The organism is Pseudomonas sp. PDM16, from assembly GCF_014851865.1.
Classification (GTDB): Bacteria; Pseudomonadota; Gammaproteobacteria; order Pseudomonadales; family Pseudomonadaceae; genus Aquipseudomonas.
Map to the genome: position 1 here is coordinate 645,824 of NZ_JACVAM010000001.1, position 25,668 is coordinate 671,491.

Consider the following 25,668-nt stretch of genomic DNA (forward strand, 5'->3'; position numbering starts at 1 on the left):
GGGATCTCCGTTGCTCGGCTGGCACTTGTCGCCATCAATCTGCTATTTCCTGCGCAAGCCATTCCCAATCGCCTGTTCGCCGAATAGAATTGCGATGAATTCTTATTCGCAACATATTCGATGGAGACGGGATGGCCGCTGTGCTGCCCGAAACACCCCCCGACGCGAACCTGGACAGCCTCTACCGTGAGCACAACGGTTGGCTGCAGGGCTGGCTGCGCAGGCGCCTGGGCGATCGTGAGCGTGCCGCGGATATCGCCCAGGACACCTTCCTGCGACTGATCGTCGGAACGGTCGCACAGCCGCTGCGCGAGCCGCGTAGCTTCCTCGCGACCGTCGCCAAGCGCGTGATGGTGGATCATCTGCGTCGGCGCAGCGTCGAGGATGCCTACCTCGAGGCCTTGGCACTGCAGCCCGAGCTGCAGGAGTGCTCCCCCGAAGAACGCCTGCTCATGCTGGAAACGCTATTGCAGCTCGACGCCATGCTCGACGGTCTCGGCTACCGGGTGCGCCAGACATTCCTCCTCGCCCAGCTCGATGGACTGAGTTACGCCGAGATCGCCCAGCGGCTGGGTGTATCGATTAGCTCGGTGACCAAGTACATGGCCAGGGCCACGGAACAGTGCCTGTTGTTTGCGCTGGATGCCGAGGCATGAGCCTGGCCGACCAGCGCCTGGCCCTGCGCGACGCCGCGCAATGGCATGCGCACCTGGGCGCTGCGCCCGAGTGCCAGACCACGCGGCAGCAATGGCAGAGTTGGCACCAGGGCAGCGATCTGAATCGATGGGCCTGGCAGCGCCTGGAACATCTGCAGGCCGAGCTGCAGGGTCTTCCCGGTCCGCTCGCCCGACGAGCCGTTGGCGAGGCGGGCCTGCCGCGCAGGACGTTGCTCAAGGGTCTGGTACTGGGCGTCGGGGCTTCCGGGCTGGCCTGGAGCGGCTACCGCCACTCGCCGGCCTGGTTGGCGGATGTACGCACGGGCGTCGGCGAGCGGCGCAGCCTGAACCTTGAGGATGGCACGCTCCTGACCCTGAATACCGCCAGTGCGGTGGACATCCGCTATACCGAGTCACAGCGCCTCATCGTGCTTCGCGCGGGGGAAATACTGGTGGAAACCGCCAAGGACCCGCGACCGCTCAGCGTGCGCAGTGACTTCGGCGAGATGCGGGCGCTGGGGACGCGCTTCAGCGTCCGTCAGTACGACGGACATACCGAGCTCAATGTGCTGGAGCACGCCGTGGCGGTGCGCGCTGAACCCATGCCGAACGCCGTGCGGGTGGACGCCGGCATGCGCCTGAACTTCGGCAGCGGCCGGCCGTTCGCCCCGGAGCGGGCCGATCCCAACCAGGCCGAGTGGCGCAACGGCCGCCTGGTGATCGATGACTGGCGACTGGACCGGGTGCTTGCCGAGCTGCAGCGCTATCGCCCGGGCTTTATACGGTGTGCGGAGGACATCGCTCATCTGAGGGTGTCCGGTGCTTACCCGCTGGACGATACCGACCGAGCGCTGGCGGCGATTGCCAGGGCGCTACCGGTGCGCATCGACACCCGGACGCGCTTCTGGGTCAGCGTCGGACGACGTGCCTGAAAATATTTTTCATTCTCGATTGTCGATTTGCCGGTGTTCGCTCGACCCCTCCTGCAAACCGCCTCATGGCATTTGAAGGAGCCCCCCCATGCCGCGCACCGCAACTCGCCAACCCTTCGCCCGGAAACCACTGGCCGCCGCCATCCTCGGCGCAACCCTGACCTTGTACGGAGGATTGGTCCAGCCGTTGCTATCGGAGGCGGGACAGGCCAGGGCCGAAGCGTCGGTCAGGAGCTATGCCATCCCCGCCGGCCCGCTGGGCGCGGTGCTCGGCCGCTTCGCCAGCGAGTCGGGCGTGGTGTTGTCGTTCGACGCGGCGCTGACGGCCGGTAAGCAGAGCCAGGGCCTGCAGGGCCGCTACAGCGTCGAACAGGGTTTCGCCCGCCTCCTGGCCGGCAGTGGTTTGCAGATCGTCCTTAGCGGCTCGGGGGACTACACGCTCATCCCACAATCGGACGGCGAGGATGCGGTGGTGCTGGGTGCCACCAGCGTCAACGCCGTCGGCCTCGGCACCACCACCGAGGGCTCCGGGTCCTATACCACCGGCGCCGTGACCATTGGCAAGACCGCGCAATCCATTCGCGAGACGCCGCAATCGGTCACCGTGATGACCCGCCAGGTGATGGACGACAAGAACCTGACCAGCCTGGAGCAGGTAATGGCCCAGACTCCGGGCATCACCTTCAGCCAGCGCAACTACGGCGCCCACGTATTCCAGTCGCGCGGTTTTGTGCTCGGCGAGGAAAGCTACCTGATGGATGGCGTGCCCGGTCAGGCCTATACGGTCACGGGCTGGCTACCGCCGGATATGGCCATCTACGACCGCGTTGAAGTGCTGCGTGGTGCCGCGGGCCTGTTGGTCGGCGCCGGCGATCCGGGTGGCGCCGTCAACCTAGTGCGCAAACGCCCCACTGCCGAGCCGAAGTTCTCGGTCAGCACCCGTGCCGGCTCCTGGGACAACTACCGGCTTGATCTCGACGGCAGCAGCAGGCTCAACGATGCCGGCACCCTGCGTGGTCGCTTCGTCGCCGCTTATGAGGACAAGGGCTCCTACCTCGACGAGAAGCAGTCGAAGACGCCGCTGCTCTACGGCATTGTCGAAGGTGACCTCGGTGAAGACACCACCATGACCCTGAGCCTGCGCCGCCAGACCGGCCGGATCGACGGCTATTCGATCTTCGGCCTGCCGCGCTACAGCAATGGCCAGTCCCTCGACATCTCCCGCTCCACCGCCCTGGTGCAGGACTGGAACCGTCATGAAACACAGATGAACGAAGCCTTTGTCGAGCTCGACCACCGCTTCAACGACAACTGGACCAGCACCACCTCCTTCACCTATTCCGACGGTGGCTTCGAACAGGACCTGGCCTACGCCCGTGGCGCGATCGACCCCGTGACCCAGACCGGCTCTACCTTCCGTGGCGTGCAGTTCCGCGAGCTCGACGTGACCAGCAAGAGCGTGGACAGTCACCTCGACGGCACCTTCGAGGCCTTCGGCTTGAATCACCAGGTCACCGTGGGTGCCAACTGGTCGCAGCAGAACGTGAAGGACAAGATGGCGGACATCTTCTTCGCGGGGGCTGACCGGATTCCGGTCAATGTGTTCGATGTCGACCACCACGCCTTCCCCAGGCCGGCAAAGCCGGCCTGGACCTCGATCACCGATCTGGTGGACGAGCGCTATGGCTTCTATGCCAACAGCCGCCTGCACCTGTCCGAGCCGCTGAGCCTGATCCTGGGCGCGCGGGTCAGCTGGTTCGACTATGACTTCGACTACCAGATGGAGGGCATGGACTACGTCACCAAGGAAAGTGGCCAGGTGACGCCGTTCGCCGGACTGGTCTACGACATCGACCAGAACTGGTCCTGGTACGCCAGCTACGCCGACATCTTCCAGCCGCAGAGCCGATATCGCGACGTCAGCGGCGCGGGGCTCGAGCCGGCGGTCGGCGTCAACTACGAAACCGGCATCAAGGGCGAGCTGTTCGACAAGCGCCTGAACCTGTCCGCCGCGCTGTTCTACGTGAAGCAGGAAGACGTGATGGTGGAGGACACCGCCAACGGTGGCCAGTGCATGAGCAACGACGAATGGGGAACCTGCTACATCAACGGCACCATCCAACGCAGCAAGGGCATTGATCTGGAAGCCAGCGGCGAAGTGCTGCCGGGCCTGCAGGTGTTGGCCGGCTACACCTATAACATGACCCGCAGCAGCAACGGCGGCCCGGTGGCCAGTGAAACGCCCAAGCACCTGGCGCGGGTATCGACCAGCTACACGCTGCCGGGCGACTGGAACCGCCTGACGGTCGGTGCCGGGGTGTCCGCGCAGTCGCGTTATGAGAACGAAACCTGGGACGGCTACAAATACGGCGCGGCAGGCCGTGCCATCTGGGATGCCCGCGTGGCATGGAAGCTCGATCAGCACTGGCTGGTCAGCGTGACCGGGGAAAACCTGCTCGACCGCAAGTACTACGTGGCTGCCGATGGCACGGATCGGGTCAACCTGTTCGGCGCCCCACGCAGCTACATGCTGACCCTGCGCGGCGACTTCTGATCGCCCTGCCCCAGGCGCATTTCTCTTGGAATGCGCCTGGCCTCCCCTCCTGGCACGGCTCTGCTGGCGCCCCGCGCACTGACCAATATCCAGATCAGCCGCTTGGCCGTGGGCATGGGCGCGTGCGCTTTCATCGTGGCTGCTGCTGTTCCCAAAGCGCTCTCGCCTGCTTACAATTGCGATCAATTCTTATCCGCAACTTGTGAGTCTGGGAGAACCGGGTGTCCACTGCTCCGCCCTCCGCATCGCTGCATGACGAACTGCACGGTCTCTATCGCGACCACCATGGCTGGCTGAGTGGCTGGTTGCGCCGGCGGCTGGGTGATCGCGAGCGGGCCGCGGATGTTGCCCAGGACACCTTCCTGCGCCTGATGGTGACCCGCCGGATGCCAGAGCTCGGCGAGGGACGCCGCTACCTGGCGCAGATCGCGCGCAACCTGATCGTCGATCAATGGCGCCGCCAGCGGATCGAACAGGCCTACCTGGAGAGTCTATCCGCCCTGCCGGAGCCGGAAACCCCGTCGCTGGAGACGCGAGCCATGGTCATTGAAACCCTGATGCAGATCGACGCCATGCTCGATGACATGCCGACCAAGGTGCGTGAAGCCTTCCTGCTGTCGCAGTTCGAAGGGCTGACCTATCCGCAGATCGCCGAACGCCTGCAGGTCAGCGTCAGCTCGGTACAGAAGTACATGCTGCGTGCGATCGCTGCCTGCTATCAGGTTCTCTACGCCGAATGAAAGCCGCCAGCGACGCCCCCATCGCCCCTGCCATTGTCGAACAGGCCAGCCACTGGCTGATGCTGCAGTGGGGGGGCGAGCTGGATGACGAACAGCAGCGTCGTTTTCGCGAGTGGCGCATGGCCGATCCCGAACATGGTCGGGCCTGGCAGCGTCTCGAACGCCTGCAGGGCACCCTCACCGGTGTGCCGGCCGATACCGCACGGGCGGTCCTGCGCGAGATGCCTGATGCGCGTCGGCGCCAGGCGCTCAAGCTGCTCGGCGTGTTGATGGTGGCTGGCGGCAGCAGTTTCGTCGCCCATTCGCAGTTGCCCTGGCGTGAGGCTATGGCCGATCTGCGCAGCGGGACCGGCGAGCGTCTGCAACGCACTCTGGACGACGGCAGCCAGTTGAGCCTGAACAGTGGCAGCGCAGTGGATATCCGCTTCAGCGCCAGCGAGCGGCGCATTCGCCTGTTCGAGGGAGAGCTGCTGCTCGACAGCGGCCATGACCCGGCGCAGCGCCCCCTGATCGTGGAAACCCCTGCGGGAGAGATCCAGGCGCTGGGCACGCGCTTCTCCGTGTATCAGCGTAATGGTGGCAGCCATGTGGAGCTGTTCGAGGGCGAGCTGGAGCTGCGCCCGCATCATGCGGCGATGGTACGGCTGGCGAGCGGGCAGAGCCGCTGGTTCTCCGCTGGCGCCTTGGGTGAGGTCGCCCCGGCCGACATCAATACCATCGCCTGGAACGAGGGCCGCCTGATTGCCGAGCGCATGCCGCTGGGCCTGTTCATCGCCGAGCTGTCGCGCCATCGCCCGGGCATGCTCCGCTGCGATCCCGCCGTCGCGGGGGTGCCCTTGACCGGTGTATTCCCTCTGGCCGATACCGACCGGGTGCTGCTGGCGCTGCAACAGTCGCTGCCAATCAAGGTCAGCCGTCTGACGCGCTACTGGGTCACCGTCGGTCCGGTGTAGGGAATACGGCGCAGCCTTTCCACCACTGCCCCATGATCGACCGGTGGAAGATCGCGGCGCGAGTTTTCCTCCTACGTCTGTGGGAGTGGCTTCAGTCACCAATCGCCGCTCAAGAAGCGCCCACATTGCGGCCTCGGCTGCCCTGATCAGGATTCGGAAAAAATAATTCGACCGTCTCTTGTCGGTTTTACAGCCTCGTTCGGGATACCTCTTGAACTCAACAAAGAAGCATTCTCAAGAGGATCACCCAGAATGCCGCATCTGCCCGCTCCGACCCGCTCCCGAATGAGCCTCGCGGTTCGCCATGCCCTGTTCGCCGGCCTGCTGGCCGGTGGCCCATTGCTGCTCGCCGTGCCCATGGCACAGGCTGAGAGCAGTGCCAGCCAACAGACTCGCAGCTACGCCATCCCTGCCGGCAATCTCGACCAGGTGCTGAACCGCTTCGCCAGCGAGGCCGGCATTCTCTTCTCGACCGATGCACAGCTCACCGCTGGCAAGCGCAGTCCAGGGCTAAGCGGCAACTATTCCGTGGATGAAGGCCTGGCTCGCCTGCTGGCCGGCACCGGACTGCGGGCGATAAACGCCGGTGGCAACTACGCGCTGCAACCCGTGGGGGATGGCAGCGCGGTGGAGCTCGGCGCCACGGCCATCAACGCTAGCCAGTTGGGCACCACTACCGAGGGAACCGGCTCCTATACAACGGGTGCCGTCACTATCGGCAAGCGTGCGCAGTCGCTGCGGGAAACTCCGCAGTCGGTCACCGTAGTCACCCGCAAGCTGATGGACGACAAAAACCTTGTCTCCCTGGACCAGGTGATGGCCCAGACACCTGGCATCACGCGCGCCAACCGCGGCTATGGCAACCACCACTTCAGTTCCCGCGGCTTCGACCTGACCGACGACAGCTACATGGTCGATGGTGTGGCCGGGCAGGCCTACGCCTACACCGGCTGGATGATTCCGGACATGGCGGTGTTCGACCGCGTCGAGGTACTACGCGGTGCCAGCGGGCTGCTGGTGGGTGCGGGCGGCCCAGGCGGGGCGGTGAATCTGGTGCGCAAGCGGCCGACATTCGACCCTCGCCTGTCCATCACCACCCGTGCAGGTTCCTGGGACAACTATCGTCTGGACCTGGATGCCAGTGGCCGGCTCAATGCCGAAGGCACGCTGCGCGGTCGCATGGTCGCCTCCTACGAGGACCGCGGCTCCTTCATTGATGTCACCGAGTCCAAGCGACCCCTGCTGTACGGTATCGTCGAGGGCGACCTGAGTGACGACACTACGGTCGCCGTGGGTCTGCGCAGGCAGACCTCGCGCGTTGATGGCTACAGTGTGCTGGGCCTGCCCAACAACCCCGATGGCAGCAACCCGCATCTCCAGCGCTCGACCTTCCTGGGCCAGGACTGGGCCAAGTTGCAGACCCGCACCGACGAGGTGTTCGCCGATCTGAACCACCGCTTCAATGACAACTGGAGCGGCAAGGTGGCGCTGTCCCATTCCGAAAGCAGCTTCAACCGCAGTGCCATCGAGTGGACTGCGGAGGACACGCTGGAGTACGGCAGCCCGACCGGTCCGGTGATCACCGGAACCAGTTTTCACAAGTTCGATGTCACCTCCAACGCTGTCGACGGCCATCTGGATGGCGATTTCGAGGCGTTCGGCCTGACCCACCAGGTAACGCTGGGGGCCAGCTGGTCCAGGCGTGACATGAACGACAAGGATGCCACGGTCAGGCTGGACAGCCCTCTGCCACTCAATGTGTTCGACCCGAACCATCATCTGTTCCCCGAGCCCGTTCGGCCGAGCTGGGACTACAAGGAAGACACCCGCGACACCCGGTACGGTACCTACCTCAACACCCGCCTGCACATGAGCGAAGACCTGAGCCTGGTCCTCGGTGGGCGCCTGAGCTGGTACAAGACCGAGGCCTGGAGTGGTTCGCAAGTCACCATCAATGAGCAGAAGCACGAGTTCACGCCCTTCGTCGGCGCCATCTACGATCTCGACGATGCCTGGTCCCTGTACGCCAGCTATGCCGACATCTTCATGCCCCAGGCCAACTACCGCAGCGTCGGCGGCGGCACGCTGGATCCGGCCATCGGCTCGAACTACGAAACCGGTATCAAGGGCGAGCTGTTCGACAAGCGCCTGAACGTATCTTTCGCAGTGTTCTACATCGAGCAGGAAGACGTGGCCGCCCGTGACTACGCCAATGACGGAAAATGCCCGCAGGACGTGGCGGCCCTGTGCTTCGTCAACAGCAATGGCATCAACCGCAGCAAGGGCTTCGAGGCGGAGGCCAGCGGCGAAGTGCTGCCGGGCCTGCAGGTCGCGGCCGGTTACACCTTCAACACCACACGTGCGGAGAGTGGCGAGCCTATTTCCGCGCAAACACCTAAGCACATGCTGCGCCTCAACACCAACTACACCCTGCCGGGTGAATGGAACCGTGTCAGCATCGGTGGCGGCGTGTCGGCACAGTCCCATTACGATGATGCCTACAACGGCGTGAGCAACAGCGGCCGCGCGCTCTTCGACGCCCGCGCCGCCTACAAGGTCGACCAGAACTGGACCGTGGCTGTGGATATCGAGAACCTGCTGGATCGCAAGTACTTCGACTCCACCGGCTACTGGACCCGAGGCACTACCTATGGCGCTCCACGCAGCTACATGCTGACGCTGCGCGGCGACTTCTAACCGCTCTCGATCATGCAGGCTTACAGGCCTGCTTCTCGGCAGTGGCCAGGCGTTTTCCGATGGTTGCGTCTGGCCACCGCAGCCATGCGGCACAAGACATTCCCCAATCCCTCGTCTATCTCGTAGAATTGCGACAAATTCTTATTTGCACTCGATTCAGAGGTAGATGCGAGCATGTCCTCCGACGCTCTCGATGCGTTGTATCGCGCGCACCATGGCTGGTTGCGTGACTGGCTGCGCCAGCGCCTGAGCAACTCCGCCGATGCCGCCGACCTGGCGCAGGACACCTTCGTTCGCGTGCTGCTGGCCCGCAGCGCGGCCAACCTCCGCGAGCCGCGCCACTACCTGACGACCATTGCCCGCGGGTTGGTCATCGACCTCTACCGGCGCCGTTCGCTGGAGAAGGCCTACCTCGACGTGCTGGCCAGCCTGCCCGAGGCGGTCCAGCCCTCGCTGGAAGAACAGGCGCTGATGCTCGAGGCGTTGCTGCAGATCGAGCGCATGCTCGACGGCCTGGGCGCGAGGGTGAAGCAGACATTCATCCTGTCTCAGCTCGAAGGGCTGAGCTACGCGCAGATCGCCCAGCGGCTCGGCATTTCCCTGCGCACGGTGAACAACCATATGGCCAAGGCGATGGAGCACTGCTGCCTGATGCTGGCCGAAATGCCATGAGCCAGGAACAGCAGATCAGTACGGCCGAGCGCGAGGCGATCCGCTGCGCGGCACAGTGGTACGCACGGCTGACAGCAGAAAGCGCTGGTGAAGGCGAGCGCTTGGCCTGGCAGCGCTGGCTGGAGGCCGACCCCACGCATCACGCGGCCTGGCAGCGTATCGAGTCGGTTCGCCGACAGATGGGGTTGGTGCCGGGGCAACTGGCGGCCAGTACGCTGGCCGCCGCCGGCCAGTCGCGTCGGCGTGTATTGCTGGGCATCGCATTGCTGGCCTCTGCCAGTGGCATCGCGGGTCTGGGGTGGCGCAGCGAGGCGGGTAGACGCCTGTCGGCCGATTTCCGTACGCCGGTTGGAGAGCGGCGCAATTTCACCCTGGCGGATGGCAGCCGGCTGCTGCTCAACACCGACAGCGCCGTGGATGCTGTCTTCGATGGACACCAGCGCCTGCTGGTCCTGCGTGGCGGCGAGGTACTGGTCGAGACGGCGCCGGACCCACTCGGCCGCCCTTTCAGCGTGATCACCGAGCATGGCAGCGTGCGTGCTTTGGGCACGCGCTTTACCGTGCGTCTCGATGCGGATGGCAGCACGGTGGCGGTGCTGGAGAAGGCCGTCGAGGTCACGACTCCCGGCATGCTCGCAGCGTTGCGCCTGGAGGCCGGCCAGCAGGCCCGCTTTACCCGCGCGGGTGTGCAGCCTCCCCAGGCCAGCGATGCCGGCGTGGCTGCCTGGCAGCACGGCAGCCTGATCGCCATCGATCGCCCGCTGGGCGAACTAGTAGAGGAGCTGGCGCGCTACCGCGGCGGCTGGCTGCGCTGCGACCCGAGCATCGCCGGAGTGAAGGTCTCCGGCGCGTTCCCGCTGGACGACACCGACCGTGCGCTGAACGCTCTGGAAAGAGGCTTCCCGGTCCGAGTGGTGCGCCGCACGCGCTACTGGGTGAGCCTGGTGCCGCGCGCCTGAATCATCCGCCGCCGCTACCTTGTCCGCCCGCTCAGCGGCCCATGCGGAAGAAAATTTTCCGATGCTTTGCACTTTTCCCACCCCTGGTTCGGCTTTCGCTGCATCAGTGGCCCGCTTGGCCACCCACATCGGGGGAACCACCATGTCGCATCCATTCATTCGCCACCGCCTGGCGCGCCACCTGCAAATCGCGCTGTTCGGGATGGGCGCCGCCGGCGCTCCGCTGCTGCAGGCCGCCGAACCCGCACCGACCAAGGTCGCGGTCGAACAGGTCCGCCAGTACGACATCGCTCCAGGCCCGCTCGCCGAAGTGCTCAGCCGCTTCGCCGCCGCTGCCGGCGTTGCGCTGTCATTCGATGCGGCGCAGCTCGGCAATCGACAGTCCGCAGGCCTGCGTGGAAACTATTCGACCGATGCCGGCTTCGCCCTGCTGCTGCAGGGCAGCGGCCTGCGCGTGCTGAATGCCGATGGTAGCTATGTGCTGGAGAAGGCGGTCGATAGCGCTGCCATGGAACTCGGCGCCACCAGCATCAACGCCAACAGCCTTAGCGCAACGACCGAGGGTACTGGCAGCTACACAACTGGAGCGACCGCGGCTGCCACCGGCCTGCCGCTGTCGATACGCGAAACGCCCCAGTCGGTCAGCGTCATCACGCGGCAACGAATGGACGACCAGAACATGGTGACCATCGGTGACGTGCTGGCCAACGCCCCAGGCATTGCCACGCCGCAACTGGATAGCGAGCGCACAACCTTTACCGCGCGCGGATTCTCCATCAGCGACATCCAATACGACGGTATCTCCAACTACTACAAAAGCAACTACGCCGCCGGTGAGTCGGAGCTGGATACGGTGCTCTACGATCGCATCGAAGTGGTACGCGGCTCCACCGGCCTTCTCACGGGTGCGGGAGAGCCCTCTGCGTCAGTCAACCTGGTGCGCAAGCGTGCCGACAGCAAGGCGTTTCGTGGCGAAGCGCAGGCGCATGCCGGCTCCTGGGACAACTACCGCAGCACCCTGGATATAGCTGGACCGTTGACCGAGGACGGCGCCATACGCGGTCGTCTGGTCGGGGCCTATCAGGACAAGAAAGCCTTCTTCGACCGTTATTCTCGCGAGAACCAAACGCTCTATGGCGTGGTGGACATAGACCTGAGCGATGCAACGACCCTGAGCCTGGGTGCCAGTTACCATAAGTTCGACGCTGATGGGCTGACCTATGGTGGCGTGCCACTTTGGTACAGCGATGGCTCGAAAACCGACTATGGCCGCTCGTTCAGCATTGCCCCTGATTGGAATACCGAGGAAGTCGAGGTCGAGAATCTTTTCATCAATCTCGACCACCGTTTCGATAACGAATGGCTGGCGCAATTTCGCGTGATGCACAATCGCAACGAGGTGGACAACGCACGTATCTTCAATTGGGGCTTCCCTGACCGCGATACCGGCATGATCGCCGCCGAGCCCTCTCAATCCCGTTTCCCTGGCGAGCGCGAACAACGAAGTGGCGATCTGCGGCTGTCCGGCCCCTTCGCACTTCTGGGGCGCGCACACGAAGCCGTCTTTGGCGCCAGTTACTTCGACCACGAGTCTTCCTTCGACTGGATCGGCAACAGCACCCCTTGGCAATCACCCGTCAGCGTCCATGACTTCGGCCATGTGGCAGAACCAGAGTGGGACTATGCGAACCGGGAGCTTTCCGAGCGCAATCACACCAAGCAACGCGCCGGCTATGGCGCATTGCGCCTTTCCCTGGCGGATCCGCTGAAACTGATCCTGGGTGGCCGCTTCACCCACTATGACCGCGAAGGGGCGGGCTGGGCCTCATCAGGCGAATACGACTACAGCGATCAGAAATTCATCCCCTATGCGGGTCTGGTCTACGACCTCAGCCAGAACTACTCGGTGTACGCGAGCTATACCAGCATCTTCAATTTCCAGGATCTGCGCGACCGGAATGGTAGCTGGCTTGACCCTATCGAGGGCGATGCCTATGAGGTCGGCATCAAGGGCGAGTTCTTCGATGGTGGGCTGAATGCGTCCTTGGCCGCCTTCAAGATCATCCAGGACAATCTGGGCCAGCAGGACACTGGCTATAGCATCCCCGGTGATCCCTCCAGCCCAGCGTATTACGCCACCGACGGCGCCACATCCAAGGGTGTTGAGTTCGAACTCTCCGGCGCCCTTACTGAGAACTGGAACGCCTTCTTCTTTGCCACTCACTACAGCGCCAAGGATGCTGACGACAACAACGTCAACACCCAGTTGCCACGCACCATGGCACGCCTGTTCACCACCTATCGCTTACCGGGTGAGTGGAACCAACTGACCGTTGGCGGCGGCGCCAACTGGCAGAGCCACATCTACTACGACAACGTCGGCCCCCAGGGCCAGCGTCAGGAGCAGTCCGACTACCTGCTCGCCAATCTGATGGCTCGCTACGACATCACTCCTCAGGTCTCCGCCCAACTGAACGTCAACAACCTGTTCGACAAGAAGTACCAGACTGCAGTGAACTGGTACGGCCAGGGCATGTGGGGCACCCCTAGGAACCTGCTGGCAAGCTTGAGCTACAAGTTCTAAGCGGTCCAGGCGACGGGGGGATCTCCCGTCGCCATGGCTATTTAGTGCTTCATGTCCTCCTGCGTACTAACGCCGCAGTCATTTCCAAACCGCTTACCGCGCCTGTATGATTGAGACAAATTCTTATTTGCACTCGATTCAGGGGTAGAGACGGGCATGTCCACCGAGGCTCTCGACGGCGCACATCTGGATGCGCTCTATCGCGCGCACCACGGTTGGCTGCGCGGCTGGCTGCGTCAGCGTCTGAGCAACTCCGCCGATGCTGCCGACCTGGCCCAGGACACTTTCATACGCGTGTTGCTGGCCCGTACCGCCGGCACTCTCCACGAGCCACGCCACTATCTGGCGACCATTGCCCGCGGGTTGGTCATCGACCTCTACCGCCGCCGCTCGCTGGAGCAGGCCTACCTCGAAGCGCTGGCCCTGCGCCCCGAGCAGTACGCGCCGTCCGCCGAAGAGCGCGCCGAGATACTCGACAGTCTGATCGCCATCGACCGCATGCTCGACGGTCTCGGCCCTCGCACCCGTGCCATCTTCCTCGCCGTGCAACTCAATGGCCTGACCTACGAGAAGGCCGCCGAGCGGGTTGGCGTATCAGTCAGTACCGTTCGCAAGCACCTGGCCATCGGCCTGTTGCACTGCCTGCAGCTGGGTGCTGCGTGAAGGCCGTCCTCGGCGAGGCGGTGGACTGGTATGTACGCCTGCACGACAGTTCGGCGAACGACAATACCCGCGCCAACTGGCGAGCCTGGCTGGCGGCCGACCACCGCCACGCCGAAGCCTGGGCACGCATTGAGGTACTGCAGCGCCAGCTCGGCCAGGCTCCTGCCGGTTCCGGCCGCACGCTGGAGCGCGCCCGCCACAATCGCCGCGATGCGTTGAAGACCCTGGCTCTGCTGCTGGGCGTCGGTGTGGTGGGTTGGCAGGGCTACCGGGTCTCGCCCTGGAGCGCGGATTACGTCACCCGGGTCGGCCAGCGCCTGCAGCTGACCCTGGCCGACGGCAGCCGCCTCGATCTCAATACCGATACCCGCGTGGATATCCGGTTCGATGCCGGGCAGCGCCTGATCCTTCTGCATCACGGGGAAATCCTCGTGGAAACCGCCAAGGACTCGCGGCCGCTGAGCGTACAGACGTCCGCCGGACGCGTGCTTGCCCTAGGCACCCGTTTTGGCGTGCGTGAGGTCGACGGGGCGACACGGGTCACGGTCGAAGAGCATGCCGTGGAAATCCACCCGCTCCTGGCCGAGGGGGCCGTGGTGCGAGTCGAGGCCGGCCAGTCCCGTGATTTCAGCGCTGGCTCGGTCGGCGAATTGCGTGCGCTGGAGACCAGTGGTTCTGCGTGGACGCGGGGCATGCTGGTGGCTGTCGATTGGCGTCTGGACGATCTGCTTGGCGAGCTGTCGCGCTATCGCCACGGCTACCTGGGTTGCGCACCCGAGGTGGCGGCCATGCGCCTGTCCGGTGCCTTCAACCTCAACGATGGCGAAGCCGCGCTGGCCAGCCTGCAGGATGCCCTGCCAATTCGTGTACGTCGCATGAGCCGATATTGGGTGCGGATCGAGCCGCGAGGCGCGTGACGTTCGGAGCATCGATCTTTGCCGCTTGCGTGTGGAGGCGAACACGACTGGGACGTGCCGCCACAGGCTCCGGCGAAAGCAGTTTGTGGAATGGCGCGAATTTTTTTACACGAGGGGTAACAGATTTTCATTCCCGCTTCGGCTCCATGTTCACGCGCGCAGCAGACGCCCGCATACGCCATCCGAACAGGAGCCCCTTGATGTCCGCATGTCCCTCTCCCCTCGCCCGCAGCATTCGCCACGCCGCACTGGCGCTGAGTCTTTCCGGCCCGCTGCTGGCGGCCTCCGCCTGGGCCGAGCCCATTGCCTACAGCATTCCCGCCGGCAGCCTGGCCTCGGCGCTCAGCCAGTTTGCGGCCGCCAGTGGTGTGACCATCAGCTTCAGCACCCAGGAAACCGCCGGTCTGAGCAGCAATGGCCTGCAGGGCGAATACGAGGTGGAACAGGGTTTCGCCCTGCTGCTGCAAGGCAGTGGCCTGCAGGTTCAGCAGGCGAGCGAGAAACGCTACGTGCTGCTTCGCCCCACCGAGGGCTCCGCCCTGGAGCTGGGTGCAACCAACGTGTCGGACGTCCAGCTCGGGGCCACCACCGAGGGCACCGGCAGTTACACGACCGGTTCGGTCAGTACCGCGACCGGGCTCAACCTGTCGATGCGCGAAACGCCGCAGTCGGTCAGCGTGGTGACGCGCCAGCAGATCGAAGACCAGAACCTCACCGACGTCGCTCAGGTGCTCGAGCAGACGCCGGGGGTTGTCGTCAACAGCATGGGGCCGGCCGGCAGCGACGCCAACCAGATCTACGTGCGCGGCATGGAGATCGACAACATCCAGGTCGACGGCGTCAATCGCACCGACAGCTACGGCTTCAGCGACGATCTCGCCGACATGGTGACCTATGACCGCGTCGAAGTGGTGCGTGGCGCTACCGGGCTGATGTCGGGTACCGGGGACCCCAGCGCCACCGTCAACCTGATTCGCAAGAAGCCGACCCTGGAGACGCAGCGCAAGCTGACCGTACAGGCGGGCTCGTGGGACAACTACCGCACCGAGCTGGACGTGTCCGGCAAGCTCTCGGAAGGCGGCCATGTACGCGGTCGTTTCGTTGCCTCGAAGACCGACAGCAAGAGCCACGTCGACCGCCAGGAACTGGAGAGGCAGGTCGCCTACGGCGTACTGGAGTGGGACATCAGCGATGCCACCATGCTGACCGTGGGCGCCGAGTACCAGGACATGGACAACGACGGCGCGGGCAACCACGGCTTCCCGATGTACTACGCCAACGGCGCCCATTTCAAGCCGTCGCGCTCGTTCAACTCCGGCTCCGAATGGAGCTACCACAAGCGTAAGACCAAGACGCTGTTCACCACCCTGGAACATGCACTGGGTAACGGCTGGCAGGTTAAATTCAACGCCGAACACAATCGTCGCAGCTATGACGACGCCTTCGCGACAGCGGCCAGCGGCAGGGTCAACCCCGATGGCAGTGGTATCGAAACCTGGACCGGCCGCTGGGCAGGCGATCCGCGCCAAACCTCATTCGACTTGTCCGCCACCGGTCCCTTCGAGCTGTTCTCCCGTGAGCACGAACTGCACCTGGGCGCCAACCACACCAAGGCTTACTACCGCGACAACGGTTACGACCTGTGGACGTACCAGACCATCGATGACATCCATAACTGGGATGGCTCGTTGGCGGTGCCGGATGCGATCCATAACAAGACCACCGAGAGCGTGCTGGACGAGACCCAGCTGGGCCTGGTCGCCGCCGCACGCTGGAGCCTGGCCGACAGCCTTTCGCTGATCACCGGGGCACGAGTGATCGACTGGAAGCGCGACAAGTCATCGCGCACTCTGGGCACAGACGCCGTCAGCGCTACCAGGGAGAAGGAGAACGGCATCGTCACCCCGTATGTCGGCCTGATCTACGACCTCAACGAAAACTGGTCGACCTATGCCAGCTACACCACCATCTTCAAACCGCAGGACAGGCAGGACGTCAACGGAACGTACATCGAGCCGAAGGAAGGCGAGAGCTACGAGCTGGGCATCAAGAGCGAGTTCTGGGACAAGCGCCTGACCGCCGGCCTCAGCGTCTTCGAGGTGCGCCAGGACAATCTTGCCGTCGCGGACGGCAGCAACATCGCTCCGAACGGAGACCAGGCATATCGCGCCGAATCCGGCACGAAAACACGTGGCTTCGAGGTCGAAATGGCGGGTGAAATCCTGCCGGACTGGCAGGTTTCCGCCAGCTACGCCTACGCCGTGATCAAGGACTCGGACGATGAGCGTCTGAACACCGAAACCCCGCGCGACACCCTCAAGCTGTTCACCACCTATCGCCTGCCATCCGTTCCGCAGCTGAAAGTCGGTGGTGGCGTGCGTTGGCAGGGTGCGGAGTACTACGAGAACTCCGGCCCCAACAAAGAGACCTTCCATCAGGATGACTACAGCGTGGTGGACCTGATGGCGCAATACGCCTTCACACCGGAAACCAGTGTGTCGTTGAACCTCAACAACGTGCTCGACGAGCACTATTACACCGCGATCGGTTCACGCGGCTGGTACGGCACGCCGCGCAGCGTCACGGCCACACTGGCGCACGCGTTCTAGCCCTGTTCCCATGCGCACCGACCCTGATGGCCGGTGCGCATGGCGCTCGGTGATCGGCATCGGGCCGATGCTCTTCTACGCCAACACCGCCTGCAGTTGTTCGCGCAACCACTGTGCCAATTGCTCGGCGCGCCTGTCGGCACGCCGTTGTCGTACCCACAGCGCCAGGCGCGCCGAGGTCTCGACGAAGCCCCAGGGTGCGACCAGCCTGCCGGCTGCGAGGTCATCGGCGACCAGTTGCTGTGGTGCGATTGCCACTCCGAGCCCGGCGCTGGCTGCCTCCAGCAGGTAGTAGAGGTGTTCGAAGCCCTGGCCCTGTTGCAGGCGGGCGCCGTCGAGGCCTGCGGCCAGTGCCCACTGCGGCCAGGCCTGGGGGCGGGAGGCGGTGTGCAACAGCGGCTCGCCAAGCAGCACGGCGGCCGGCTTGTCGGCCAGCTCTCCACTACGGGCATAGCGTGGGCTGAGCACCGGTCCGATGCGCTCTACACCCAGCTCGAACACCTGCATGTCCGCTGGCCACGGCGGCTCGGCGAACAACAGGGTGGCGTCGACCTCGGGGCTGCGTGGGTCCAGTTCGCCCTGGCTGGTGGACAGCTGCAGGCGCAGTTCCGGCAGATCCCTCTGCAGACGGTCCAGTCGCGGAATGAACCAGCGCGCCAATAGGCTGCCGGGGCAACCGAGGACGAAGGGGCGCTCATTGTCCTGCTGGCGCAGCTCGGAGCAGACCTCGCGCAAGCGCTCGAAGGCATCGCTGCTGACTTCGCGCAGGCGCCGGCCGGCATCGGTGAGCTTTACGCCGCGCCCATCCTTGTCGAACAGGGGCACGCCTAGCTGCTCTTCCAGCAGTCTGATCTGCCGGCTCACCGCTCCGTGGGTCACATGAAGTTCTTCTGCCGCCTGGCTGACACTCTGCAGTCGGGCGGCGGCCTCGAAGGCGCGCAAGGCATTCAGCGGGGGCAGTTCTCGGCTCATGGATCAGTGATTTTTCCTGACGGGTCAGGGCAATCTAATCCGTTTGTACCGACCCTGCCACTGCGTGCGCCGGTTCATTTGCGCTCGATGCGATGGTCCGTGCCACTGGTGGCGATGTCCGGCTCGTCACCCTCCCAGGAGAGCTGCTGGCCGATGCCGTTGACCTCCACGCTTGCCGGACCTTCCAGAACCAGCTGCAGGATGTTCTCCGCGCCATAGACGGCTACCGTTGCGGCCTGTCCTTCGCCCCGGATCTCGGCGTTGATGCGATGGCCGCTGCCATTGACCGCGAGTCCACCGATACGCTCGGCGTCGACACGGTTATCGGCTCCGGTCACCTCCAGACTAGTGGCGCTGTCCAGCCCCAGCACATGCTGTGAGCCCTGCACCTCGACCTGGCCGCAGCCGCCCTCCAGGCGGAATTCATTGGCGTTGCCGGTGATGATCACGTCCCGCCCTTTGCACGGTACGTCGCGCGAGACGCCGATGCCTCCAAGCTCCATTGCCTCCTGAGCCTGAGCGCCGCCAGCCAGCGCCAGTAACAGCACCCCCGTTCCCAATACCTTGTGCATCGCCATGTCTCCAGTCGATAGCGGCCCCCTTGGCCGTCTGCTGCTGGGACAGGGCTGCGTGTGCCGAGTTCTACGTCTTCTGCCGGCGGAGCGAGGAATGCGCAGGGGATCACTTCTACGCGTTGAGTAACATGTGAGTATTTCTCACATATTAACGCAATCTAATCGCTTTTCCTGTCTGCTCGGATGGATAGAATGGCGCCATCACCCACTCTCCCTCGCACCGATCCTGTTAGCGAGGGCAGCAGAGCAGGAGCACGCCATGACCTCTTTACGCAACGGCCCGGATAGCACCGGCCTGTTCGGCCACTTCGGCGGCCAGTACGTCGCCGAGACCCTGATGCCGCTGATCCATGACCTCGCCGCCGAATACGAGAAGGCCAAGGCCGATCCGGAATTCGCCAAGGAACTGGCCTACTTCCAGCGCGACTACGTCGGCCGCCCGAGCCCGTTGTACTTCGCCGAGCGCCTGACCGAGCACTGCGGCGGCGCCAAGATTTATCTGAAGCGCGAAGAGCTGAATCACACCGGCGCGCACAAGATCAACAACTGCATCGGCCAGATCCTCCTGGCCAAGCGCATGGGCAAGAAACGCATCATCGCCGAGACCGGCGCCGGCATGCACGGCGTGGCCACCGCCACCGTGGCCGCGCGCTTCGGCATGGAATGCGTGATCTTCATGGGCACCACGGACATCGATCGCCAGCAGGCCAACGTGTTCCGCATGAAGCTGCTCGGCGCCACCGTGATCCCGGTCACCGCCGGCACCGGCACCCTGAAGGATGCGATGAACGAGGCGCTGCGCGACTGGGTGACCAACGTGCACAACACCTTCTACCTGATCGGCACCGTTGCCGGCCCGCACCCGTACCCAGCCATGGTCCGCGACTTCCAGGCCGTGATCGGCAAGGAAACCCGTGAGCAGCTGGCCGAGAAGGAAGGCCGACTGCCCGATTCCCTGGTCGCCTGCATCGGCGGCGGCTCCAACGCCATGGGCCTGTTCCACCCGTTCCTTGACGATAAAGATGTGCAGATAGTCGGCGTAGAAGCCGCCGGCCACGGCATCGAGACCGGCAAGCACGCCGCCAGCCTCAACGGCGGCGTACCGGGCGTGCTGCATGGCAACCGCACCTTCCTGCTGCAAGACGACGACGGCCAGATCATCGACGCCCACTCGATCTCCGCCGGCCTCGACTACCCCGGCATCGGCCCCGAGCACGCCTGGCTGCACGATATCGGCCGCGTCGAGTACACCTCGATCACCGATGACGAAGCCCTGGCCGCCTTCCACCAGTGCTGCCGTCTGGAAGGCATCATCCCGGCCCTGGAAAGCTCGCACGCCCTGGCCGAAGTCTTCAAGCGCGCGCCGAATCTGCCCAAGGACCACATCATGGTGGTCAACCTGTCCGGCCGCGGCGACAAGGACATGCAGACCGTGATGCACCACCTCGACCTGTCCAAATCGGAGAACAACTGATGAGCCGTCTGCAGAGCCGATTTGCCGAGCTGAAACAGCAGAACCGCGCCGCCCTGGTCACCTTCGTCACCGGCGGCGACCCGGACTACGACACCTCGCTGGCCATCCTCAAGGGCCTGCCGGCAGCCGGTGCCGACGTGATCGAGCTGGGCATGCCCTTCACCGATCCGATGGCCGACGGCCCGTCGATCCAGCTGGCCAACATCCGCGCCCTGGGTGCCAAGCAGACCCTGGCCAAGACCCTGCAGATGGTTCGCGAATTCCGCCAGGGCGAGCAGAACACCCCGCTGGTGCTGATGGGCTACTTCAACCCCATCCACTACTACGGCGTGGACAAGTTCATCGCCGACGCCAAGGAAGCCGGCGTGGACGGCCTGATCGTGGTCGACCTGCCGCCGGAACATAACGCCGACCTGTGCTTCCCGGCCCAGGCCGCGGGCATCGACTTTATCCGCCTGACCACCCCGACCACCGACGACAAGCGCCTGCCGACCGTACTCAACGGCAGCTCCGGCTTCGTCTACTACGTCTCCGTGGCCGGCGTGACCGGCGCTGGTTCCGCGACCCTGAACCAGGTGGAAGAAGCCCACGCCCGCCTGCGCCGCCACACCGACCTGCCGGTGTGCATCGGCTTCGGCATCCGCACCCCGGAGCACGCCGCCGACGTGGCGCGCCGCGCCGAAGGCGTGGTGGTGGGTTCGGCGCTGGTTGACCAGATCGCCAAGGCGTCCACCTCGCAGCAGGCCGTCGAGGGCGTGCTGAACCTGTGCGCCCAGCTGGCCGAGGGTGTGCGCGGCGCTCGTCGCTGAGTTCGTCTGCTGCACAAAAAAGCCGCCCCGAGGGGCGGCTTTTTCATTCCGGCACCATTCAGCGCAGCTTGCCGGCCATCACCGCAAGCACGCTCAGCACATCCCGCGCCAGGCGCTTGGAGCGCGCCCCGTTCCAGCCGGTACGCGGGTCTGGTGAGAGATCGTGGTCCTTGAATGGCATCTCCACCGTGTAGGCCAGGCAGTCGTAGGTCTGCCCGACCCAGTTGCAGGCCAGTGCCAGATTGGCCTGGCCGGGCTCGTCGCGCGGATAGCCATGCTCCACCTGGAATTCGCCAACAGCCATCAGGCGCTGGCGGAACTCCTGCTCCAGCGCGTCCAGGCGCGGGGTAAAGCCAGGATTGCCCTCGCAGCCCGCGGTGAACACGTAGGGAATTTCCTCGTCGCCGTGGATATCCAGGAAGCAATCGACGCCATGAGTGGCCATTTGCTGCTGGACGAACAGCACCTCCGGGCTCTCGCTCGCCGAGGGCGCCTGCCAGGCACGGTTGAGGTCCCGGCCGGCGGCGTTGGTGCGCAGGTTGCCGAGGAAGGCACCGTCCGGATTCATGTGTGGTATCAGGTACAGATCCGCCTGGGCCAGCAGACAGCGCAGCTCCTCGTCGTCCTTTGCCAGGCGCTCGATGAGGCCCTCCATGTACCACTCGGCCATGTGTTCGCCCGGGTGCTGCTGGGCGATCAGCCAGATCTTGCGCGGCGCACTGGCCGTGCCGCGCACATGCAGCAGCGGCAGCTCGCGACCCTGCAGGCTGCTGCCGCAGGCCAGCAGCTCGACGCTGGGCAGCGCCAGCGCCTTGACCAGCAGCTGGGCGTGGCGGGCACGGCTGTAGGGCTCGAAGTAGGCGAAGCGGGCTTGAGCCTGCTCGGCCAACAGCTCGACGTGCAGGCCACCGTCGTCGAAGGTGGTCGGTACGCGGAACCAGTCCTCGCCGTCATAGCTGGCCACGGCCTGGTAGCCGCTCCAGGCGAGCGGGTAGCTGGACTGGCGAGCATTCTCCAGGCTGAAGCAGTGCGTCTGCCCCGGTGTCAGGCCGTCGGCAAGAAAGTGGAACCACTGGAAATGATCGCTGGCGAAATCCTTGCGGATGGCCAGGCGCACGCGGCTCGGATCGCTGGCATCCAGCACCTGGATATTGCCGCTATCGAAATCGCTGCGAATCTGCATGGGGAACTCCTGCCGAACAATGCCGGCAGGATACCCCCCACGACGCGTGGGAGCACGCGCCGCAGGGTGGGCGGCGGTCAGATACGGAAGCGGCTGACCATGTTCTGCAGCTCGCCACCGAGACGGGCCAGCTCGACGCTGGAGGCGGCAGTTTCGTCGCTGGCCGCGGCGCTCTGCTCGGAGACGTCGCGGACGTTGATCACGCTGCGGCTGATCTCCTCTGCCACCGCACTCTGCTCCTCGGCGGCAGCAGCGATCTGCAGGTTCATCGACTGGATGCTGGAGACCCGGCGGGTGATGCCCTCCAGTGACTCGCCGGCCTTGCGTGTCAGCGCCACGCTGCTGTCGGTCAGGGTACGGCTGTTGTTCATCACCTCGGCCACCTGCTGGGTGCCGTTCTGCAGGCCGGTAACCAGCTCGGCGATTTCCTCGGTGGACTTCTGGGTACGCTGGGCCAGGCTGCGTACCTCGTCGGCGACGACCGCAAAGCCACGCCCGGCCTCACCGGCACGGGCAGCCTCGATGGCGGCGTTGAGCGCCAGCAGGTTGGTCTGATCGGCGACCGCGCGGATCACGTCCATCACGCCGCTGATCTTGTCGCTTTCCTGCTGCAACACCTGAAGGGCGTCTGTGGAGCGGCCAACCTCGTCGGCCAGGCGCTCGATCTGCGCCACCACCTCGGCTACCACGCGGTCACCCTCACGGGCTTCGCCGTCGGCCTCGTTGGCTGCCTGGGAAGCGCTCTCGGCGTTGCGCGCAACTTCCTGCACGGTTGCCGCCATCTCGTGCATGGCGGTGGCAACCTGGTCGGTCTCGACTTTCTGGATGTTCACCCCCGCGCTGGTCTGCTCGGTCACGGCGGACAGCTGCTCGGCGGCGCTGGCGATCTGGGTGACGCTGTCGCGGATGCCGCCGATCAGCTCGCGCAGGCTCACGCCCATGCGGTGCACGCCCTGTTGCAACAGGCCCAGCTCGTCGCGGCGGTCGGTGTTCAGGTCGGCGGTGAGGTCGCCGTCGGCGATGCGCTCGACCACGCTCAGGGTTTCGCGCAGCGGGCGGGTGATCTGGCGGGTGATGATCACCGCGGCCAGGCCGCCAAGGACCAGCGCCAGCAGGGCGCTGATGGCCTGCAACGACAGCGCGCGGGCGCTCTCCTCGTCGCGACGCTCGAACTGGATCTTCATCAGCTCTTCGTCGAGTCGGACAATGATCTGGCCCTGCTCGGTCATTTCCGCACGAGCCTTGGTAATCTGCTCGACGGTGTTCTTGTACTGTTTCACCGCCGCCTCGTAGCGAACCAGGGCCTGGTTTGCCGGGCCGGTGAGCGATGCACCGAAGCTGTCGTCAAGGCCGCCGAGCGCGGTCTTGGCCTTCTCCAGTTGCTGGATGGCCAGCTGCTCGGATTTGGCATCCGAGTTGAAGATGAAGCCGCGTACTTCATAGCGCGCCATCAGCAGCTCTTCGCGGGCACTGGCTACCGCCTGGAAGTCGATGAAGCGGTCGGCGTCATCCGGGCGCTGCTGCACCGAGGCAGCCAGGGCGTCGAAGGCGGTCAGAGCCGCCTGGGCGCTGCCGACCATTTCCTGGCGGGCGGCCGCGCGTGCCTGGTAGCCGGCGCGCATGGCGTTGAGAGAGGCGCGGTACTGGTCGATGACATTGCCCTGCTGCTTCAGACGCTCGAGGTTCTCCGGGCTCTTGAAGTGGCTGGTGACCTCTTCCTGCAGGCGCTCGTACTTGTCGAGCGAGTCGACCACCGTCTGCGCCACGGCCTCGTCGCCATTGGCGAGCATGTACTGAAGACGGGTGATGCGCAGCTTGGTCAGCTCGGAGTCGAGGCTGGCGATGTCGCCCATCCAGTTGCTGCGGTCGATCAGGCCGTTGATGCTGCTCCAGCTGGTGAGCGCCAGCAGCAGAGTAAGAGTCAGCACCAGGCCGAAGCCCAGGCCGAGTTTGCGGGTGACGCTGAGGTTGCCAAGCAAGGTATTCATTATTGGATCCCAAGAAGTCGGAGTTCGTTGAGTGACTGGACTCTTGTTCTTCTTGGGCCAGCCTCCGCGCGCGCGGAGGCGAACTTGATCATAAATGGCCATCATTTGCCAAGCCATTGGCGCCAGGGAATCATCGGTCAAGATGTGTCGAGCCAGGCGTCAGGCGCGCCGAGAGATCAGGACGATTCGAGCACCCGCAGGCTCACCTGGCGCACCCACTCGGCGGTTTCCCGCTGAAAATCCAGCAGGTGCGGTGCCGTGAGATGGGCCTGCAGATGCTTGAGGCTCTGCCACTGCTCGATGATTACCAACCCGTCGACATCCTGGTGCTGCTCGGGCAACCCTGCGGTCAGATCGGTCGCCACGCGATAGGCCAGACAACCAACCTCGGCCTGTACCCGCGGCTGGTTGGCTCGCACGGCGTCCAGCAGCGGCTGACGCTGACCCGGCACACAGCTGATCTCTATGATCACCTCGATCATCGGACACTCCTCGCCGCCGCAGGCGGCCATGGTGGCACTCCCTTGTTGGGACACCCCGCCATGCATTTCGTCCGACTTGCCGTCAGTCCCAGGACGGAGCGAAGTCCGGGTTGGCGATGCGCTCACCGCCAGTTGAGCTGGAGGTCGGTGAGCAGCGAGTCGATGACTACCTGGCCCTTGAGGCGGAAGGTGCCGAGGCCGAGTGAGGGAATCTGCATGGAGCGTCTCCCGTTTCATGTGCAGAGCGATTGCCGAGCCGCAGTGTCCACGCCACACTCGTGTGGAAAACCTAGCATCGTGGCAAAGATAATTGCCCCGGAGTCACGAATGAAGACGACCCTGGACGAGCTACAGGCCTACACCCAGGTGGTGGACTGCGGCTCCATTACCGCTGCCGCCGAGCAGTTGGGGCAGACCGCCTCTGGCATCAGCCGCGCTCTCGGCCGCCTGGAGGAGAAGCTCGAGGTCACTCTGCTGCGTCGTACCACGCGCCGCCTGGAACTGACCGAGGAGGGCGCCGCCTTTCTCGCCCAAGCTCGACGCATTCTCGCTGCCGTGGAAGAGGCCGAGGAACAGATGGCGCTGCGCCGGCAGGTACCGGCCGGACGCCTGCGGATCGATGCCGCCACGCCCTTCGTGCTGCACGTGCTGGTACCGCTGGTGGCCGGCTTCCGCCAGCGCTACCCGCAGATCGAGCTGGAGCTGACCAGCAACGAGCAGAACATCGACCTGCTGGAACAGCGCACCGACCTGGCCATCCGCATCGGAGCCCTGCGCGATTCCAGCCTGCACGCACGCCCGCTCGGCTGCAGCCGCATCCGCGTGCTGGCCAGCCCGGCCTACCTGGCCGCCCATGGCACCCCGGCGAGCCCGATGGAACTGAGCGGCCATGCGTTGCTCGGTTTCACCCAGCCGGAGAGCCTCAATGCCTGGCCGCTGCGTCATCTGCATGGCGACGGACTGGTCGTTGTGCCTACGCTCAAGGCCTCCAGTGGGGAGACCCTGCGCCAGCTCGCCCTGGCCGGTGCCGGGCTGGCCTGCCTGTCGGACTTCATGACCGACCGGGACCGTGCGGAGGGCACGCTGGTGGAGGTGCTGGCCGAGCACAACGTCGATACCCGCCAGCCGATCAACGCCGTCTACTATCGCAATACCGCGCTGTCGGCGCGAATCGCCTGCTTTCTCGATTACCTGAGCGAATGCCTGGCTGGGCAAGGCTGGACGCGGTGCGATGGCGCCAGACGCTAGC

20 protein-coding genes and 2 pseudogenes are annotated in these 25,668 nt (G+C 64.8%); 15 read left to right on the forward strand and 7 right to left on the reverse strand.

What is annotated here, in order from left to right; genetic code table 11:
• The first annotated feature begins 131 nt into the window (after window positions 1–131).
• The 12 genes from IB234_RS02940 (at window position 132) to IB234_RS02995 (ending at window position 16,936) form a co-directional block, all read left to right on the forward strand.
• A complete protein-coding gene (locus IB234_RS02940) occupies window positions 132–656 on the forward strand; it encodes a sigma-70 family RNA polymerase sigma factor (protein WP_192313611.1) in 525 nt (174 codons plus the stop codon).
• The gene (locus IB234_RS02945) at window positions 653–1,588 is read left to right on the forward strand and encodes a FecR domain-containing protein (RefSeq protein WP_192313614.1); all 936 of its coding nucleotides are present in this window, start codon (window positions 653–655) and stop codon (window positions 1,586–1,588) included. Before IB234_RS02940 ends, IB234_RS02945 begins: the two co-directional genes overlap by 4 nt.
• Before the next feature lie 88 nt (window positions 1,589–1,676).
• Window positions 1,677–4,142 (forward strand): TonB-dependent siderophore receptor, encoded by a 2,466-nt coding sequence (locus tag IB234_RS02950; protein ID WP_192313618.1) that lies wholly within the window; start codon window positions 1,677–1,679, stop codon window positions 4,140–4,142.
• 221 nt (window positions 4,143–4,363) lie between these two features.
• A complete protein-coding gene (locus tag IB234_RS02955) occupies window positions 4,364–4,882 on the forward strand; it encodes a sigma-70 family RNA polymerase sigma factor (RefSeq protein WP_192313622.1) in 519 nt (172 codons plus the stop codon).
• Entirely contained in the window at window positions 4,879–5,835 is a 957-nt protein-coding gene (locus IB234_RS02960) for a FecR domain-containing protein (RefSeq protein WP_192313625.1), read from the forward strand. Before IB234_RS02955 ends, IB234_RS02960 begins: the two co-directional genes overlap by 4 nt.
• Before the next feature lie 285 nt (window positions 5,836–6,120).
• A complete protein-coding gene (locus IB234_RS02965; RefSeq protein WP_412547899.1) occupies window positions 6,121–8,532 on the forward strand; it encodes a TonB-dependent siderophore receptor in 2,412 nt (803 codons plus the stop codon).
• A 174-nt stretch (window positions 8,533–8,706) separates the two neighbouring features.
• Window positions 8,707–9,204, forward strand: coding sequence for a sigma-70 family RNA polymerase sigma factor (locus IB234_RS02970; RefSeq protein WP_192313628.1), 498 nt, complete (start codon window positions 8,707–8,709; stop codon window positions 9,202–9,204).
• On the forward strand, window positions 9,201–10,163 hold the full coding sequence (locus IB234_RS02975) for a FecR domain-containing protein (RefSeq protein WP_192313631.1): 963 nt from the start codon (window positions 9,201–9,203) through the stop codon (window positions 10,161–10,163). Before IB234_RS02970 ends, IB234_RS02975 begins: the two co-directional genes overlap by 4 nt.
• Before the next feature lie 142 nt (window positions 10,164–10,305).
• Window positions 10,306–12,747, forward strand: coding sequence for a ferric-rhodotorulic acid/ferric-coprogen receptor FhuE (gene fhuE, locus IB234_RS02980; protein ID WP_225580223.1), 2,442 nt, complete (start codon window positions 10,306–10,308; stop codon window positions 12,745–12,747).
• A 156-nt stretch (window positions 12,748–12,903) separates the two neighbouring features.
• On the forward strand, window positions 12,904–13,410 hold the full coding sequence (locus tag IB234_RS02985; RefSeq protein WP_192313635.1) for a sigma-70 family RNA polymerase sigma factor: 507 nt from the start codon (window positions 12,904–12,906) through the stop codon (window positions 13,408–13,410).
• Window positions 13,407–14,327 carry a FecR domain-containing protein gene (locus tag IB234_RS02990; protein WP_192313638.1) on the forward strand — a complete coding sequence of 307 codons (921 nt, stop codon included), beginning with the start codon at window positions 13,407–13,409 and terminating at the stop codon, window positions 14,325–14,327. The genes IB234_RS02985 and IB234_RS02990 overlap by 4 nt, the downstream gene beginning before the upstream one ends.
• 200 nt (window positions 14,328–14,527) lie before the next feature.
• Window positions 14,528–16,936 carry a TonB-dependent siderophore receptor gene (locus IB234_RS02995; protein ID WP_192313642.1) on the forward strand — a complete coding sequence of 803 codons (2,409 nt, stop codon included), beginning with the start codon at window positions 14,528–14,530 and terminating at the stop codon, window positions 16,934–16,936.
• Window positions 16,937–17,011: 75 nt separating this feature from the next.
• Here IB234_RS02995 and IB234_RS03000 read toward each other — a convergent pair whose 3' ends face one another.
• Together IB234_RS03000 and IB234_RS03005 are read right to left on the reverse strand one after the other, a co-directional pair.
• Window positions 17,012–17,908: a LysR family transcriptional regulator gene (locus tag IB234_RS03000; protein ID WP_192313646.1), complete on the reverse strand. Its 897-nt coding sequence runs from the start codon at window positions 17,906–17,908 to the stop codon at window positions 17,012–17,014.
• A 74-nt stretch (window positions 17,909–17,982) separates the two neighbouring features.
• Window positions 17,983–18,480: a DUF3060 domain-containing protein gene (locus IB234_RS03005; RefSeq protein WP_192313649.1), complete on the reverse strand. Its 498-nt coding sequence runs from the start codon at window positions 18,478–18,480 to the stop codon at window positions 17,983–17,985.
• Between the two features lie 262 nt (window positions 18,481–18,742).
• On the opposite strand from IB234_RS03005, the gene trpB reads away from it, so the two are divergent.
• Both trpB and trpA read left to right on the forward strand, forming a co-directional pair.
• Entirely contained in the window at window positions 18,743–19,957 is a 1,215-nt protein-coding gene (trpB, locus tag IB234_RS03010; RefSeq protein ID WP_192313652.1) for a tryptophan synthase subunit beta, read from the forward strand.
• Window positions 19,957–20,766, forward strand: a complete 810-nt coding sequence (gene trpA / locus IB234_RS03015; RefSeq protein ID WP_192313656.1) for a tryptophan synthase subunit alpha — start codon at window positions 19,957–19,959, stop codon at window positions 20,764–20,766. The genes trpB and trpA overlap by 1 nt, the downstream gene beginning before the upstream one ends.
• A gap of 58 nt (window positions 20,767–20,824) precedes the next feature.
• On the opposite strand, the gene IB234_RS03020 is transcribed toward trpA, so the two are convergent.
• From IB234_RS03020 to dkgB, 5 genes and pseudogenes are all read right to left on the reverse strand, one after another.
• Window positions 20,825–21,949, reverse strand: a complete 1,125-nt coding sequence (locus tag IB234_RS03020) for a M14-type cytosolic carboxypeptidase (protein WP_192313658.1) — start codon at window positions 21,947–21,949, stop codon at window positions 20,825–20,827.
• Between the two features lie 77 nt (window positions 21,950–22,026).
• On the reverse strand, window positions 22,027–22,890 hold the full coding sequence (locus tag IB234_RS24310) for a methyl-accepting chemotaxis protein (RefSeq protein ID WP_412547900.1): 864 nt from the start codon (window positions 22,888–22,890) through the stop codon (window positions 22,027–22,029).
• Window positions 22,882–24,054 (reverse strand): annotated as a pseudogene (locus IB234_RS24315) (methyl-accepting chemotaxis protein); the annotation flags it as partial. The pseudogene IB234_RS24315 and the gene IB234_RS24310, both read right to left, overlap by 9 nt.
• A 59-nt stretch (window positions 24,055–24,113) precedes the next feature.
• Window positions 24,114–24,449 carry a putative quinol monooxygenase gene (locus tag IB234_RS03030; protein ID WP_192313679.1) on the reverse strand — a complete coding sequence of 112 codons (336 nt, stop codon included), beginning with the start codon at window positions 24,447–24,449 and terminating at the stop codon, window positions 24,114–24,116.
• 95 nt (window positions 24,450–24,544) lie between these two features.
• Window positions 24,545–24,637: pseudogene (gene dkgB, locus IB234_RS23880) on the reverse strand (2,5-didehydrogluconate reductase DkgB); the annotation flags it as partial.
• A 109-nt stretch (window positions 24,638–24,746) separates the two neighbouring features.
• On the opposite strand from dkgB, the gene IB234_RS03035 reads away from it, so the two are divergent.
• Window positions 24,747–25,667, forward strand: a complete 921-nt coding sequence (locus IB234_RS03035; protein WP_192313683.1) for a LysR family transcriptional regulator — start codon at window positions 24,747–24,749, stop codon at window positions 25,665–25,667.
• Window position 25,668 lies beyond the last annotated feature (1 nt).

Excerpts from the sequence above, each read along its gene's own strand:
- IB234_RS02960 (WP_192313625.1), top strand. The coding sequence starts at position 4,879 with ATGAAAGCCGCCAGCGACGCCCCCATCGCCCCTGCCATTGTCGAACAG.
- IB234_RS02965 (WP_412547899.1), top strand. The coding sequence starts at position 6,121 with ATGAGCCTCGCGGTTCGCCATGCCCTGTTCGCCGGCCTGCTGGCCGGT.
- IB234_RS03030 (WP_192313679.1), bottom strand. The coding sequence starts at position 24,449 with ATGGCCGCCTGCGGCGGCGAGGAGTGTCCGATGATCGAGGTGATCATA.
- trpB (WP_192313652.1), top strand. The coding sequence starts at position 18,743 with ATGACCTCTTTACGCAACGGCCCGGATAGCACCGGCCTGTTCGGCCAC.
- IB234_RS03035 (WP_192313683.1), top strand. The coding sequence starts at position 24,747 with ATGAAGACGACCCTGGACGAGCTACAGGCCTACACCCAGGTGGTGGAC.
- IB234_RS03000 (WP_192313646.1), bottom strand. The coding sequence starts at position 17,908 with ATGAGCCGAGAACTGCCCCCGCTGAATGCCTTGCGCGCCTTCGAGGCC.
- fhuE (WP_225580223.1), top strand. The coding sequence starts at position 10,306 with ATGTCGCATCCATTCATTCGCCACCGCCTGGCGCGCCACCTGCAAATC.
- IB234_RS02950 (WP_192313618.1), top strand. The coding sequence starts at position 1,677 with ATGCCGCGCACCGCAACTCGCCAACCCTTCGCCCGGAAACCACTGGCC.
- IB234_RS02995 (WP_192313642.1), top strand. The coding sequence starts at position 14,528 with ATGTCCGCATGTCCCTCTCCCCTCGCCCGCAGCATTCGCCACGCCGCA.
- IB234_RS02970 (WP_192313628.1), top strand. The coding sequence starts at position 8,707 with ATGTCCTCCGACGCTCTCGATGCGTTGTATCGCGCGCACCATGGCTGG.
- IB234_RS02945 (WP_192313614.1), top strand. The coding sequence starts at position 653 with ATGAGCCTGGCCGACCAGCGCCTGGCCCTGCGCGACGCCGCGCAATGG.
- IB234_RS02975 (WP_192313631.1), top strand. The coding sequence starts at position 9,201 with ATGAGCCAGGAACAGCAGATCAGTACGGCCGAGCGCGAGGCGATCCGC.
- IB234_RS02985 (WP_192313635.1), top strand. The coding sequence starts at position 12,904 with ATGTCCACCGAGGCTCTCGACGGCGCACATCTGGATGCGCTCTATCGC.
- IB234_RS02940 (WP_192313611.1), top strand. The coding sequence starts at position 132 with ATGGCCGCTGTGCTGCCCGAAACACCCCCCGACGCGAACCTGGACAGC.
- IB234_RS03005 (WP_192313649.1), bottom strand. The coding sequence starts at position 18,480 with ATGCACAAGGTATTGGGAACGGGGGTGCTGTTACTGGCGCTGGCTGGC.
- IB234_RS03020 (WP_192313658.1), bottom strand. The coding sequence starts at position 21,949 with ATGCAGATTCGCAGCGATTTCGATAGCGGCAATATCCAGGTGCTGGAT.
- trpA (WP_192313656.1), top strand. The coding sequence starts at position 19,957 with ATGAGCCGTCTGCAGAGCCGATTTGCCGAGCTGAAACAGCAGAACCGC.
- IB234_RS24310 (WP_412547900.1), bottom strand. The coding sequence starts at position 22,890 with ATGGGCGTGAGCCTGCGCGAGCTGATCGGCGGCATCCGCGACAGCGTC.